The 13,306-nt window shown below is 68.2% G+C and carries 14 protein-coding genes and 3 pseudogenes; 10 read left to right on the top strand and 7 right to left on the bottom strand.

Annotation, left to right across the window (positions count from 1 at the left end; genetic code table 11):
* Positions 1–10 precede the first annotated feature (10 nt).
* A complete protein-coding gene (locus ACFSKW_RS18325) occupies positions 11–544 on the bottom strand; it encodes a transposase family protein (protein ID WP_379573465.1) in 534 nt (177 codons plus the stop codon).
* Between the two features lie 275 nt (positions 545–819).
* On the opposite strand from ACFSKW_RS18325, the gene ACFSKW_RS18320 reads away from it, so the two are divergent.
* The 4 genes and pseudogenes from ACFSKW_RS18320 (at position 820) to ACFSKW_RS18305 (ending at position 3,634) form a co-directional block, all read left to right on the top strand.
* Positions 820–1,527, top strand: coding sequence for a DUF4241 domain-containing protein (locus ACFSKW_RS18320; protein ID WP_379573462.1), 708 nt, complete (start codon positions 820–822; stop codon positions 1,525–1,527).
* A 783-nt stretch (positions 1,528–2,310) separates the two neighbouring features.
* Positions 2,311–2,460, top strand: a pseudogene (locus ACFSKW_RS18315) (alpha/beta hydrolase); the annotation flags it as partial.
* Positions 2,461–2,810: 350 nt separating this feature from the next.
* On the top strand, positions 2,811–2,984 hold the full coding sequence (locus tag ACFSKW_RS18310) for a hypothetical protein (protein ID WP_379573461.1): 174 nt from the start codon (positions 2,811–2,813) through the stop codon (positions 2,982–2,984).
* Between the two features lie 59 nt (positions 2,985–3,043).
* Entirely contained in the window at positions 3,044–3,634 is a 591-nt protein-coding gene (locus tag ACFSKW_RS18305; RefSeq protein ID WP_379573460.1) for an alpha/beta fold hydrolase, read from the top strand.
* 65 nt (positions 3,635–3,699) lie between these two features.
* Here the strand turns inward: ACFSKW_RS18305 and ACFSKW_RS18300 are convergent, their stop codons facing one another.
* Entirely contained in the window at positions 3,700–3,837 is a 138-nt protein-coding gene (locus tag ACFSKW_RS18300) for a hypothetical protein (RefSeq protein WP_379573459.1), read from the bottom strand.
* A 137-nt stretch (positions 3,838–3,974) separates the two neighbouring features.
* On the opposite strand from ACFSKW_RS18300, the gene ACFSKW_RS18295 reads away from it, so the two are divergent.
* Positions 3,975–5,411, top strand: a complete 1,437-nt coding sequence (locus ACFSKW_RS18295; RefSeq protein ID WP_379573458.1) for an FAD-dependent oxidoreductase — start codon at positions 3,975–3,977, stop codon at positions 5,409–5,411.
* Positions 5,412–5,564: 153 nt separating this feature from the next.
* Here the strand turns inward: ACFSKW_RS18295 and ACFSKW_RS18290 are convergent, their stop codons facing one another.
* Together ACFSKW_RS18290 and ACFSKW_RS18285 are read right to left on the bottom strand one after the other, a co-directional pair.
* Positions 5,565–5,948 (bottom strand): hypothetical protein, encoded by a 384-nt coding sequence (locus tag ACFSKW_RS18290; protein ID WP_379573457.1) that lies wholly within the window; start codon positions 5,946–5,948, stop codon positions 5,565–5,567.
* A gap of 55 nt (positions 5,949–6,003) precedes the next feature.
* Positions 6,004–6,858, bottom strand: coding sequence for an FAD-dependent oxidoreductase (locus ACFSKW_RS18285; RefSeq protein WP_379573456.1), 855 nt, complete (start codon positions 6,856–6,858; stop codon positions 6,004–6,006).
* Positions 6,859–7,216: 358 nt separating this feature from the next.
* Between ACFSKW_RS18285 and ACFSKW_RS18280 the strand changes: the two genes are divergently transcribed.
* Positions 7,217–7,792: a hypothetical protein gene (locus tag ACFSKW_RS18280; protein WP_379573455.1), complete on the top strand. Its 576-nt coding sequence runs from the start codon at positions 7,217–7,219 to the stop codon at positions 7,790–7,792.
* A 34-nt stretch (positions 7,793–7,826) separates the two neighbouring features.
* Here ACFSKW_RS18280 and ACFSKW_RS18275 read toward each other — a convergent pair whose 3' ends face one another.
* A complete protein-coding gene (locus tag ACFSKW_RS18275) occupies positions 7,827–8,099 on the bottom strand; it encodes an AAA family ATPase (RefSeq protein ID WP_379573464.1) in 273 nt (90 codons plus the stop codon).
* 567 nt (positions 8,100–8,666) lie between these two features.
* Between ACFSKW_RS18275 and ACFSKW_RS18270 the strand changes: the two genes are divergently transcribed.
* Positions 8,667–9,092: a nuclear transport factor 2 family protein gene (locus ACFSKW_RS18270; RefSeq protein WP_379573454.1), complete on the top strand. Its 426-nt coding sequence runs from the start codon at positions 8,667–8,669 to the stop codon at positions 9,090–9,092.
* 304 nt (positions 9,093–9,396) lie between these two features.
* Positions 9,397–10,008 carry a TetR/AcrR family transcriptional regulator gene (locus tag ACFSKW_RS18265; protein WP_379573453.1) on the top strand — a complete coding sequence of 204 codons (612 nt, stop codon included), beginning with the start codon at positions 9,397–9,399 and terminating at the stop codon, positions 10,006–10,008.
* Positions 10,009–10,218: 210 nt separating this feature from the next.
* Here ACFSKW_RS18265 and ACFSKW_RS18260 read toward each other — a convergent pair.
* Positions 10,219–10,520 (bottom strand): annotated as a pseudogene (locus ACFSKW_RS18260) (transposase); the annotation flags it as partial.
* Positions 10,521–10,739: 219 nt separating this feature from the next.
* Positions 10,740–11,485, bottom strand: a pseudogene (locus ACFSKW_RS18255) (transposase domain-containing protein).
* 517 nt (positions 11,486–12,002) lie between these two features.
* Between ACFSKW_RS18255 and ACFSKW_RS18250 the strand changes: the two are divergent.
* Both ACFSKW_RS18250 and ACFSKW_RS18245 read left to right on the top strand, forming a co-directional pair.
* On the top strand, positions 12,003–12,425 hold the full coding sequence (locus ACFSKW_RS18250; RefSeq protein ID WP_379573452.1) for a hypothetical protein: 423 nt from the start codon (positions 12,003–12,005) through the stop codon (positions 12,423–12,425).
* A gap of 327 nt (positions 12,426–12,752) precedes the next feature.
* Positions 12,753–12,908, top strand: coding sequence for a hypothetical protein (locus ACFSKW_RS18245; protein WP_379573451.1), 156 nt, complete (start codon positions 12,753–12,755; stop codon positions 12,906–12,908).
* The last annotated feature ends 398 nt before the right edge of the window (positions 12,909–13,306 follow it).

Here is a 13,306-nt window from a genome sequence, read left to right as displayed (position 1 = left end):
ACAGGCACCATCAGATCATGAACCGGAGCCACCAATCCGAGTTAACCAGCAGAGTCGTACAGGCCAGCGTGTCGGCGTCGCGGCCGGGGAAGATGTCGATCGGCCGGTGGGTCTCCATATCGATGATCACAGTTCCGTACACGGCGCCCTTGCGCAGTGCGAAATCGTCGACCCCGATCACCGTCGGCGCTGCCGCGGGCGGCTTGGGCAGCGCACGGACCAGTCGGATCAGCGTGTCTCGGCAGGCAGGCATGCCGAGCTTCGCGGCCAGGCGGGATCCGGCGCGGCCGGCCAGCGCCAGCCCGAGCGCGGCCAAGCGGTCGGTCAGCCCGGCCGTGCGCCGCGCGAACGGCGCGGTCAGGCCGGGTATCTGCTCGGCGAACGTCGCCGCACCGCATCCAGAATCGTCGCAGCGGAACCGTCGGACGCCGATGTCGATTCGCACCGGGCGACCGGAGATCGGCAGGGCGGTCAGCCTCCGGCGATAGCCGCCATGCGTCCTGGCCGAGACCGTGCCGCACCTCGGACACGTAGCCGTACGCATCGCTGAGCCGACCGTGAACACGACCGCGCCTTCCTCGACCTGCACTGACTCCACGCGGGCTGATGCAAGGTGCGGCAGCAGTAACTCAAGCCCCTGATCTATGCACGCGAACCAGCATCATCAATCCGTACACCTCGACGCAGGAATCTGGCCGACACCGCAACAAGATCAGCGCCAGAGCCCAGAATCCTGTCGCTCAACATCATTCGCAAACCATGAAATGATCATCCGGCAAACGAGGTGGCCGGATGGGTGTCCGTGACAGGAGAACCGTAGTGAGTTCGCAACGCTCTGGCACTCTGCGCCCCGCTCATCCGGATGCGTTCTTCGCGGGCGGCATCCGATTCGTCGGCCCAGACAGCCAACTGGTCGTCACCGAGATTCACGACAAGGGGGAGCTGGTGCTGCCGACCGGCGGCCTCATCGCCGGCGATCCCACGGGGCTGACGTTCCCGCAGGACTTCACGGCCTTCACGCAGACGGTTCCCGCCGGGCGCTATCCGCTGCGGCTGTCGGTCGTACGGTTTTCCGACGACCCCGACCACGTGCGGGTCTGCGCGGCTGTCCTCGTCGTGCAAGACGTGCCTACCGTCCACTGGGAGCAGGCGTTGCTTCCCGGACAGGATCTCAGCGAACTTGGCGACGGCGAGTTCTTCGGTTTCGGGGTCGACGGAGGGATGGGGTGCCTGTTCGACGCATCGCTGCTGGACCACTTCGCCACCGTGCTGGACTACCGTGAGGACGGCCCCGGCTGGATCGGACTGCTGTGCGGCGATGGGCCCGAACCCCTGGTCGCGGGAACCCAGACCGTGACACTGATCGGGCCCGTGGGCGAGCCGGCCTTGACTGCCTTCGAGTCCGGTTTCGGTGATGGCGCCTACCCGGTGTGGTTCGGCCGCGACGACAACGGCCGGATCACCGCGGTGGTCGTCGACTTCCTCGTCCTCGACGAGGTCGAACGCCTCGAGCCAAGCGGGTCGTGAGTTACTCTGCCCTCGACCGCGCGGCCTAGCTCCAGCCGCAAGGGCTGCGGCTGGATTGAGTCGATGAGGTGGTCGCGGTCGAGAGGCAATCGGCGACTGCTCAGCGCGACACCAGGCGCAGGGGATCGACCTCGGGGTCGCCCTCGTCGGCGAAGTAGTCGTCCCGGGAGGTGGCGTCCGGCCCTTCGGCGATCTTGAGGGTGGTACGCATCTGTATCGGATCTTCCCCGAACTCGGGATCACCTCCCGTTCCGAGTTGCGCGGCGCGTTGTCACGACCGGACGGGCAGTCGGCGTAGTCCCATCTCCTGATCGCGGATCACGCGGGTGCGGCTGCCGAAGCAAACGCCGGGTGCAGCGGGTCAGCGGCGCCGTGGTCTCACGTGCCGCGTGGGGGAGGTGCACACCAGTGCGATCATGATCGTCGATGTCACCCAATCGCGCAGAGCGTTCAGCGCACGGGTTCCCTTCATGGCGTCCTTCTCTCGATTCGTCGTGAGGCTCGGAAAGACCATCGGCGGTTGAGGTGGCCGCCAGGAAGGCCGTTTCCTGTCCACTTACTGCTCATGAGGGCCAGGTCACGGGCTCGCTGGTCGCCGGCAGGAGCGGCCTGGTGTTCTCGAAAGGCCGTCGACCCTGGTTATTTATCGGCCATCGAGTGATCTGTCCGATGGTCAGGGGGATCGACCATGCTCCGCTGACCGTATCCGTGACGGTCCACGTGGGGTCGACCAGGGTCGCGGGCGGGGAGCGGCGTGGCTTCCAGAACGAACGAGAGACTGTCATGATTCCTGTCATTTCCGGCTTCGGCTATCAGCGGGTGCACGTCGGCGACGGTGTGCACCTCAACGCGGCGGTCGGTGGCTCAGGCGGCCCAGTCGTGTTGCTGCATGGCTTCCCGCAGACGCACCTGATGTGGCGTCATGTGGCCGCGCCGGGTTGGACCACCCGTCGCGGATCACCCACCTGGCCTGCCCGCGCCTGTGGCAGGTTTGGGCACCCGACCTGCGCCACTTGACCGTCACCAGCGGCCACTTCATGGCCGATCAGGACCCCGACTGGGTCATCAAGGCTCTCCGGGACCTGCTCACCCGCCCGGCCCCTCCGCTGACGCGGACATCGTGCCTGCCGAACCCGTGGCGCGGCTAGGGCGACCCCTCTTTCCCCCTGGTGCCAGAGCAGAGTAGGGCCCATGCGCGCAGGTACACCACGTCCTGACGCGAACCTAGCCTCGCCCATGCGAGCTCGCGATCGCGCCGAGCCGATCACCATCAGAAGAAGATCATGACTGTCTCCGCAGTTCAGCAGCTGCGCCGCCGGACCGAGCTCACCGCCGGGGCGGTCAGCGCGCTGGGCGCGCTGCTGCTGCCACCCACCCCCGCCGAAGCCGGAACGGCCGCCCGCGCCAAGCCGACCATAGTGCTGGTACACGGTGCGTTCGCCGACGCCTCCAGTTGAAACGACGTCATGACATCGCTCAAGCGCGACGGCTATCTGGTACTCGCACGGCCAATCCCTTGCGCAGCCTGTCGGGTGACGCCCACGTCGTCGCCGGCCTGGTGGCCTCGATCGACGGCCCGGTCGTCCTGGTCGGCCATTCCTACGGCGGCCAGGTCATCTCGGGTGCCGTCCGCGGCGACGACCGGGTCAAGGCGCTGGTGTTCGTGGCCGCGTTCGCCCCCGAGGAAGGCGAGAGCATCGCCGAGCTGAGCGGCCGCTTTCCCGGCAGCACACTCGGCGAGACCCTGAACGCGGTCGCGCTGCCCGACAGCAGCACCGATCTGTACATCCGCCAGGAGCGCTACCACCAGCAGTTCGCCGCCGACCTGCCGCTGGAGCGCGCCGCATTGGACGCCGTCACCCAGCGGCCGTTGAACGACCGGGCCCTGCAGGACAAGTCCGGTGCACCGGCCTGGCGGCACCTGCCGTCCTGGTTCGTCTATCCCGAGCTCGACTTCAACATCCCGCTTGCCGCCCACCGGTTCATGGCGGAACGGGCCGGCGCCCGCGAGCAGGTAGAGATCCCCGGCGCCTCGCACGCGTTGCCCGCCTCCCAGCCCGCCGCCGTCGCCGATGTCATCCTCCAAGCCGTCAAAGCCGTCGCCTGACGACCCTCCCGCCGCAAGCCGAGCAGGTCCTGAACCACCACGAGGGCCAGGTCCTGCACGGCTGCTCACGTCGGCACCTGGTGGGTGGACAACGCGGGCGCCATCACCGGCACCGACGGCACCATGCTGGTGGACACCCGCGCGACCGGTTCCTGCGGGCGGTGGCTGAGGCGGACGTGGAGTGGCTGGTGGTCAACCTGCATAGGGGACCCTGCGGACCACGGCCTGACAGGACACCGTGTTTCGGGAGATGCCACAAAGTGGCAGCTGTTTGGCCTGGTGAGTGAGCAGTCGCCCGCAGCATGCTGACCCTTCCAGGAGCCTTACCAGGAGGTCGAAGATGTCGGACATCGTCGTGGCGGGGGCCGGTCCCGCCGGTCTGGTCGCCGCCCTGCTACTCGCCGCCGACGGGCACCGGGTCACTGTGCTCGACCGGGACCGGGACGGCCCGGGCAACATCCATCGGGCGTGGGAGCTGTGGCAGCGGCCGGGCGTGAGCCAGTTCCGCCAGCCGCACCGGCTGGTGGCGGCGGGCTGGCGGCTGCTGCGGGACGAGCTGCCGGAGGTGGCCGCCGAACTGGAGCGCGCGGGCGCCATCGTGCGCAACTCTCTCGCCGGTTCCTGTCGGGAGCGGGCGCTGGGCACGGCACGGGAGGGCGACGAGCGGTTCGAGACGATCGCCGCCCGCCGTCCCGTCCTGGAGGCGGCGCTGGCTCTGGTGGCCGCGCGGGCGCCGGGCGTCACCGTCCGCCGGGGTGTCACCGTGGCCGGGCTGCTGATCGACGCTCCCATGAAAGGCGGGCGGCCGCGCGTGCGCGGGGTGCGTACCGGCGAGGGCGAGGCCATCCGCGCCGACCTGGTGTTGGACGCGACCGGGCAGCGGAGGGAACTCGCCGGGATGCTCGGCGAGCCGGACGCCACCGAGCCAGACGCCACCGGGGCAGGCACCGCCCGGGGATGCGCGGGGCCGGGGTTCGCCTACTACTCCAGGCATTTCGCCGGCCCCATGCCCGCGCCGCCGATCCGGCCGTTAGAGCATCACGACAACCTGTCCACCCTGGTGCTGCCGGGCGACGTGGGGACCTGGTCGGTGACGCTGGCCGTATCGCGAGATGACGTCGAGCTGCGGGAACTCCGGCATGCCGGAGTCTGGCAGAGGGCCGCGTCGATGTTCCCGAACGTGGAGCAGTGGGCCGCGGGCATCCCGATCAGCGACGTCCTGCGAGCGTCCGGAGAGGCGAGCGGCCCTAGCCGGCTCGTGGCTGGCGGGCGGCCGGTGGTTCACGGGCTCCTCCCCTTAGGAGACGCCTGGGCGGTCACTAATCCGCTGTTCGGGCTGGGTATGTCCATGGCGTTCACGCACGCGAGCCTGCTGCGCGACGCGGTACGCGCTGAAGGCCTGGACGCCCTGGAAAAGCTGACGTTGCGGTTCGACGAGGTGAGCCAGGGCGTGCTCGCGCCCGTGTGCGAACGGCTCGGCCGCTGGGACCGGTATCGGCTCGCCGAGCTCGACGGTGAGCGTCGTGGCCAGCCGTACGAGAGTGGCGATGCCGAGTGGATGCTGAGCAAGGCGCTGGATGCGGCCACGCTCCTGGACGGCGACGTGCTCCGTGGTGTCGCCGACGTCGCTCACCTCCTCGCCACGCCGCAGGAGGCGATTGAGGCGACAGGCCTGGACACGAAGGCGCTCACGCTCGCCGGGGATGCTCCGCGCTTCGTGGCACAGGGACCGGCGCGTGGCCGCCTGCTGGCGGCGATTCACAGCGCCCGTCCCTAGCGCTCCTCGCGCGCGGCCTCCGGACCGACCCTCTGCGCCGGTACAACTAGCCGGCAAGAGCGGCGAGTAGCTTCGCACAGGTCGCGCCGCGCTCGGGGAAACGGAGGGCGCCGCCGCCGAGCGTGGCGATGCACTCGCAGCGGCCCGGTACGTTCAGTACCTCCTCGGGGGGGTGGCACACGTCCAGGCGATGTCCGCCATGGCGCAGCAGGTCACGTCGAGGAGCTTGGCCGCGTCCAGCGCCTTGGCGACGGCCCAGCTCGGGTCGTCGCTGTCGTAGGTCAGGCCGCGCCGCACGCCTTCCACCTCCGCCAGCCGTTGCTCGTCCCAGGCCCGCAGCCGCTGGTAGATCGGGGTGAGCGTGGCCCGAGTGGCCGCATCGAGCCGCCGGATGAGCTCCTCCGGCTCCTGCAGGCCGATGTCGCGTACTTGGTCGCGCAGTAGGACCGCGTGCGTCAGGCCCATCGTCATCCCCAGTCCGAACGTGGGGTTGGTGGTCGCCCACGCGACCCGCACGTTGACCACGCCGGTGGCCATCGGCTGCCCCTCGCGAACGAGTTCGCGGCGCCTGCTCTCGATCCGGACATGACCATCACGCCCTGAGCGGCGTGCCCGCCGCCCAGGGCGTGATGGGCGGGAACAGCGCGGCGGCCCGCTGCCAGTTCGGGTTCTCGCAACGCGCGCATGTCAGGGTCTCGTGCCGCGACCACGAGGCCCATCGCCCCAGGGCCGTTGTCTCCTGGCAGGAGCATGGTCGACAGGCTGTCGTAGTGGTCCAGCGGCCACACGTACGGCTCGGGCGGCGGACCTTCGAAGTATCGTCCATAGGCGGTGAACCTGGTCTCCGTCCATTCCTCGTCCAGGGGCGGCGCGCCGATGTCGGCGAGCATCCGGCCCAATCGTGAGTTGCGGCCGCCGGCGTCCACCACCAGATCGGCGCGGAAGACCTGCCGCCCGCGGTGACCACGCCGTTGACGTGCGGCCGGCCCGGTACCCTCGAGTCGCCTGTCACCAACCCCGACACTGTGACGCCCCGGCTGACCGTGATACCACGGGTGCGGGCGGCGACGGCCGCCAGCGCCGTCTCCAGCACCGGACGGCAGGCCCCGAGCAAGTCGAACCGCTCATCACCGGGCAGCCGGCCGCCCACGGCCGGGATCGCCCAGGCGCCGGCGACCGGGCTGTGCGTCGCGGCTCCGGCCCTCTCCAACTCGGAAAGGACCCCGGCAACTCGCGTCGCAGCAGGCTCCTTGCCCCCCGCCGAGCAAGGCGCGCGGAAGACGGAACTGCGCCACGCCCGGCCGCTGCCATTGCTCCCAGGCATGGACGGCGCCGCCGGAAGCCCTGGGTCCTTCTCCAGAACCTCAACCTCGTGCCCGTCGAACGCAAGCAGCAGCGCCGCCGACAATCCGGTGACGCCGGCTCCTAGCACGATCACATCAGGCATTTCGGCCTCCAGCACTCCGTCATCAGTAGCGGACGAGGTCTCACGTTTGCCCCGGACGATGCTCACTTCCTAGCTAAGTCGGTCAATGGCCGGTTTCTACTCACTTGCGGGAGTGAGGTCCGCGGCCAACCGCACCGCGTTCCGCCTGGCCGATCCCGGTCCGCGCCCTGGCGAGTGCGCGTCACGACGCTGCCGCACCAACGGGCGGGGATCGGCCAGAAAGTGGTCTGTGGAACGGACAGTGCCCACGCCTAGATTCGGCCTCGCCCGCCAACTCCGGATCAGGAATGCGGTCAGTCAGCTGACCCACATGGCTGGACGAACGCTCGTCCTGCCGCGTTGTAACTAGGAGAACGTCATGAAGCCCGCCCTCTCCATCAGTGCCGTGATCGCGGCTCTGGCCGCCACTGCTGTCGCCGCGCCCGCGGCCGCTTCCGCCAGTGCCCCGGCTGGCGCCGCCACAGGGACGTCAGCCGCCGCCCCGCCCGCCGGCACCTTGAACCTCAGCAACCGCCGAACCAACCTGCAACTGGAGGTCGGCGACGTCGGTGCCAGCGGCAAGGGCAAGGTCTTCAGCAGGTTCGCCCGCGGAGGCGGTGACACCGAACAGCAGTGGAACTTCATCAACGGCGGCAAGCTGGTGAGCAGGAAGCTCGTCCGAGGGCAAACCGTGTGCTTGGAGACCGACAGCGGCAATCGACTGTTCGTCGCCCGATGCGTGGGCGGCAAGCAGACCCAGAAGTGGGCGTTCAAACTGGCGCTCGACGCTCCGGGTGCCTTCAAGGACGCCTTCGTCATCCAGAACTTCGCGACGAAGAAGTGCCTGACCAGCGCCGAGGCGAATGCGCGGCGCAACGCCGCGGTAGGAGTCGGCTCCTGCAAGAGCAGCAACCCGCTCCAGCAGTGGTTCGCCGCACCGCTCGCGGGCGACTAGTGTCCTGCGCGGCGGTCTAGGTCCATACGACGGCTTACCAGGCGCCTGGAGGCGTCATTGACCTTGGAGCGATGTCAGCATGCTCAGCGAGACCGACCAGAAGATCATCGATGAGCTCCAGACCAGTTCGGCGAAAGGCAGCGCTCTGCTCCTGCTGACGACCATCGGGGGCTGGACGGGCTACAGCCCGGCTCCTGGCCGCCGCGGCGACCAGCGACGACTTCCCGATGCCGGGTTCGCCATCGACCAGGACCACGCCGCCGGTGCCGGCTCGCAGCTGGGCGATGGCATCTCGCAGCACCGCCATCTCGGCCTCGCGTCCGACCAAGGGTGCCGAAGGGTGGAAGGACATCGTCGCGTTCCCCTGCTGCATCGGGACTTGGGGGATCCGTGACCAGTATCCCGCGCATTCGTCGTCATTGACCAGATGTCCCGCTGCCGTACCTGATGTCTCCCAAAGGGTACTTGCACTGCGGGATCATCCTCATCGTGCGGATCACGTCCTGTTGAACTGCCGGCCACGGCCCGCATCCGTGGCCTCACGATCTGACCGGGAATGCGCGCCGCCCTCGGCGTGGCTGACGCTCTATCCGGCTCACGATCCACTCCTGGGAGACGGAGCCAGGTAGCTGACTGAAGCCGCAGGTCACCAGGGGCGGCCCGTCGGCGCGGCGCCCCCGTTGCTGGAGGCAGGTGGTGAACGGCGCCGTACTCCAGATCGCCGCCAGGGCGAATCGCCGCGACAACGCCGGCATGGGCACGCCTGGGCATGAGCACTGCCCGCGCCGGCGTGGACAGGAGTTGGTGGCCGAATGGTCTGGGAAACGAGCAGTCCTTTGAGGTCGTCTAGGCCCAGACGACGAAGGAGCCGTACATGATGGAGATCGAGGCGAAGACCCTCACCCCGACCGAGTCGACCAACCGCAGGACCGTCGCCGAGATCTACTCGGCGCTGGCCACCGGCAACATGGAGGCGTTCGAGGAGCGCCTGGCGCCCAACGTGAAGTGGACGGTGATCGCCGGCGCCGGGAGCGGCGGCACTTTCTACGGCAGGCACAGGATCGTCGGCATGGCCCTCGCACCGATCGCCGCGGACTGGGCCGACTTCGAGGTGACCCCCTTCGAGCTCACTCCGGCCGGCGACAAGCTCTTCGTCGTGGGCGAGTACCGTGGGGTGCACCGAGCGAGCGGGAAGGTGGGAGCGGCCAGGTTCGTCCATGTCTGGCACCTGAGGGATGGGTTGGCGCAACGATTCGAGACTGTCTACGACAGCCACGCCATGTGGCGGGCGACACAGTAGCCTCCGACTTGCCAAGCCGAGACATATCCCGGCCTCTCCCGCTTCAGGCGTGATGCCTTGCGACGGCTGCTCAGATGCCATCGACGGTGACGACTGTCGTCAGTAGTTTCGTTGGTTCCGGGCGCCGCCGAGCTACATCACATTGACGGCCCGTGTGAATGCCCGGACGTGATGCGAGGCCCGCTTCCTGAACCGTCGTGCCTGGCAAAATGAGCACCTTGTGGACACGGACCGGCCTGGGAATTGAGCAACGATCCACCCGAGGCTGGTCCGGCACGATGCCTGACCGAGGGAGCATACGCACATGCTTGCCAAGCCTTCCGCTCCGCAGGAGCGCAGCGCCACCGCCCGCGCCCGGCTTCTGGCCGCTGCCGACGAGCTCTTCTACGCTGAGGGCATCCATGCGGTCGGCATCGACCGCGTCATCCAGCACGCCGGCGTCGCCAAGGCCACCCTCTACAACACCTTCGGTAGTAAGGAAGAACTGGTGCGCGCCTACCTGCGGGCCCGCCACGCCGCCACGCGGGAGCACATGAGCCGCGAGCTCGAACGGCGCTACCGCACGCCACGGGAGCGCCTTACCGGGGTCTTCGAGGTGCAGGGCCTATCCTTCACCGCCCAGGGCTTCCGCGGCTCCGCCTTCGTCACCGCCGGCGCCAACACGCCACCCGGCGGGGCTGTCGAGGAGGTGTCCTCCGACTACCGCGCCTGGCTCCACTCGCTCTTCCACGATCTCGCCGAACAAGCCGGGGCCAACGACCCCAAGGGATTGGCCCGCCAACTCGTCCTGCTGTACGACGGCGCGGGCATCAGTGCCTGGCTGGATCACGACCCGAGCGCCGAAGCCATTGCCCGGACCGGCGCTCAAGCGCTGGTCGACATCGCCATACCCGAGCCCATAGCCGTATCTTCGTGATGACTTTTGGTCACTTCTGGGGAGCGGGATTCGCGGTGGCGCGGTAGTGCCACATGGGCGGCCGTCCTCGGTGTCCAGCCGTCGCAGGCGGCCAGGCGTGATCCGGCCGCTGCAGAGCAGGAGCGCCTCGTACACACGGCGGCATTCGTGTGGCTGGCCGAGCGCCGACACGGCGGCGTCGCGCAGGCGGGTCGCTGACAACCATGCCCAGTCACGCGAAGCCTTCCGAGCCGACGGCGTTCGGTCCTTGGCCACGTAGTACGTCGAGGGAGCCAGCTCGAGCACCTGGCAGATCGGCTCGATGCCGAACTCGTCGCGATGGGCGTCGATGAAGGCGACTCCGCCGACTTCAAGATCTCATTCGCCCGGCGCAGCTCACGAACCTCCCGCTCGAGCTCGGCGATCCGCTGCGCGTCCTGGGTCGACGTGCCGGGCCGCTGCCCGCCGTCGATCTCCGCCTGACGCACCCAGCTGCGCAGCGCCTCGCGGTGCACGCCGAGCTGCTGGGCCACCGCACGCTCACGAAGCTCATCGGGGTACTTCCTGGGGCTGGCATCGCGTGTGAATCTCCCTTCCGCCAGCACGATCATGCTGGCTTTAGGGCCTCCCACCAACCCGGACCGGTTCAAGGATATGAAGTGGTCAGTAAACGGCCTGGGATTCGGACATCGCACCGCCCGAGTATGGGGGCGCAACGCGCACCGAACGTTCGTTCTCAAGCCGAAAGGTCGTCAACAATGTCTGCTCGCGCCAGGACGCGTCGGGGTGCCCCGACGCACGCGCTCTGTTCGGGACCGCAGCCGCCGCGGCCCTGACACTGGGCCTGCTCTCCCCTCCTGCCTCCGCCACAACGGTGGGCACGTCCGGCGCCACCGCCGGGGAGTCAAGGCGGCGGCCCTCCTGTTCAACATCAGCTCCAGTTGGGGATAGCCGCCATGAGCCCGCCGATCGAGCCAGGCCCGGTTCCGGCCGGCATCGGGAACCTTCAGTGAGCTGCAGCCGTCGAAGGAAACCGTCCGATAGCGGCCGAACCGCACCCCGGGCGTCACCGGCTGCGCCAGCGGGCCGCACACAACCTCGAACAGCGCCCGCATCGGCGCACCGCCCACCCGGCGGCGCAGGTCGCGTAACGCCTTCGCGGCCGGTGAAGCAACAGCGGGCAGCCCGGCCAGAGCGCTGGTCATCTTGTCCCAGACGAGCGGTAGCCGACCTCCGGGAACAGGCACATCGCCAGCAGAAAATACACCCCGACCCGCGAGGGAAGCTCCCGGAGCCGGTGCTGCACCCGGCATGTCTCCGCCAGCACCGCATCCACCAGCTCGAACGGCACCACCTGGGTGAGCTCTCCCCGGTGGCCCGGTGCGAACACTCCCGCGGCCACCCGCACCACCCGGGAAATGACAAACTGATCCCCCACCGGGACTCCACTCTTCGGATGATCTTCGCCGACATCTGATCTACAGGAGCCCCGTTGCATCTCTCATCCGATTGACGAGAACTGAAAAGCCTTAACTACCTGGCCTTGAGGCAGGGCCCCTGAACTGGTCGACCCGTTGCAGGTCCATGGCGATGACGCGACATATCCGAAGGGAGCGGACGGCGCCTCCTGAGCCGCCGTCACACGATGCCGAGTCGCGGACCACCACCATGATCTGGCCGTGATCGTGAGCACCGAGGCGGCGCAGGCGTCCATGGCGGTGGTCGTCCGTTGTGCGTCTTGGAGCCGAAGACCACCTCGTCGGAAACCGCCCCCGCAGTGAATCGACGCCCATGTTCCCCGCCGTCTCGATCGCACCCTCAAAGCCGAGAGTGATGACGAGTGAGGTGACCCGGTCAGACCGGCCGCGCTCAGGTGCCCGGACAGTTAGTGAACAGCTTTCGGATTGGTGGACGAATAATTTCGTCTACCAGACTCTGGCTGCTCAGAAACGTTTCTCCGAAAACTTGAGGAGCTATCAGTGTTCAGACCAATTGCCAAGGCGACGAGTTGCGCCATGGCCGCGGTCGCCCTCGCCGGGATCACCGCCGTGGTGACCGCAACCCCGGCACTCGCAGACGGCACCGCCTGTAAGAGCGGAACGCTGAAGTCCGTACGCTCGGACGCCATCAACGCCGAGGGGTGGAGTGCCGAGGCGCGGGTGAAGGTCTGCATCCAGACCAGCAATACAACCAGAAAAGCCCTCGTTTCCAGCTGGATCACCTGGGTGGACACGGACCCCGTCTGCAGCATCAGGTTGCAGTATCTCGGGCCGCGTGGCTGGAGCGACGACGGAGACCCGGTGCCCTGGTACGACAACCGCTACAAGTACCCGCACCCGATGGGCGGGGTGATCGGCAACTACACCGGCCGCGTCAAACTGTGGTGCAAAGGCGAGCGAGCCTACCTGGACTCACCCAGCCGGCATCTGACCTGGTAGTGACACGCCCGCAACTGGCAAGGAGGCGTGCGAGTCCCGGGGGCGACCGGAGTAAGGGACCGCAGTGATCACGCGTGTGCCTTCCCGACTGACGTTGGCGCGTCGGCAGGGAAGGCACATCCCTTTCCGACCGCACCCCTCGCGCTTCCTGGCAAGGCCGCGGAATGGACGTCATCTACGCGGACCAAAGAATCAGGGCACAAGAGTGAGGAGCATCATGCCAATCCCCACGACCGGGGACACCTGGCCGAACCCGTTCACCGCCGTCGCCGACGGAGAGCGGCACGCGATCTACGCGGAGCTCACCGACAAGGGCCCGTCCATCGCGTGACCCTGCCGACCAGCCGGCAGGGCTGGATGGTCACCAGCCACGCCGAGGCCAGGGCGCTGCTGTCGGACCCGCGGCTGGTCAAGGGCGGCTGGCAGACCGGCGTGTACGCGAGCAAACTGGGCAACGCGATCCGCCGCGACTCGCCTCGATGACGTCTACAACACGACGGATCTCGGACCGCCGGCCGACCAGCGTCACAGCGGGCTCGGCCGCACGCGTGACGCTGTGCCCGCCGTCTCTCCGACGCCTGCTCCGGAGGTGCTGGTGGACCGTGCGGGAGGGACACAACCGGTCAGTTCATCCACGGCGTGCTTCCTCTCCTGTCGCATCACTGTCCCGAGGCCTGCGACTACTCGACCATCCCCGCCGCAGCGCCGCAGCGGATTCACGCGTTCTCCCATCCTCCTCACCCAACGGCGGACACCGGGACTGTCCAGTAAACGGCTCTGTCTCTCCTCTTCCTGTCCCAACACTGACGCGTCGGGCGTTTGAAACAACGCGGCCGACGTCGGCCGTCCAATGCGGATTCTGTTTCATGGGTTGTTGCATT

The sequence above is a fragment of the Nonomuraea mangrovi genome, assembly GCF_042681425.1.
Taxonomy (GTDB): Bacteria; Actinomycetota; Actinomycetes; order Streptosporangiales; family Streptosporangiaceae; genus Nonomuraea; species Nonomuraea mangrovi.
The sequence above is the reverse complement of the archived record's forward strand: the minus strand, read 5'-3'. Positions and strand labels throughout refer to the sequence as shown.